Annotated in this window: 1 protein-coding gene; it reads left to right on the forward strand. The window is 57.2% G+C overall.

Annotation, left to right across the window (positions count from 1 at the left end; translation table 11 throughout):
* Nucleotides 1–234, forward strand: a 234-nt coding sequence (locus JEM65_RS21635; RefSeq protein ID WP_306465109.1) for an enolase C-terminal domain-like protein, incomplete at its 5' end; no start/stop codon positions are given.
* Nucleotides 235–269 lie beyond the last annotated feature (35 nt).

Raw genomic sequence — 269 nt, forward strand, 5'->3', positions numbered from 1 at the left:
AACATCAAGCTCGACAAGTGCGGTGGCCTGACAGAAGCGCTGGCGATGACCGGCGTGGCGCGGCAGTTCGGTTTGCGGATTATGGTCGGTTGCATGCTCGGTTCTTCCATCGCCATGGAAGCCGCGCTGCCGGTGGCGGTGCAGGCAGAACGTGTCGATCTCGACGGGCCAATCTGGCTGTCGCAGGATGCCGAACCGGCATTGCGTTATGAAAACTGTGAAGTCTGGCTTTAACAGTTCAGCCTATAAAGGAGGCGTTTATTGATGAC

The sequence above is a fragment of the Gelidibacter salicanalis genome (assembly GCF_016469035.1).
Classification (GTDB): Bacteria; Bacteroidota; Bacteroidia; order Flavobacteriales; family Flavobacteriaceae; genus Gelidibacter; species Gelidibacter salicanalis_A.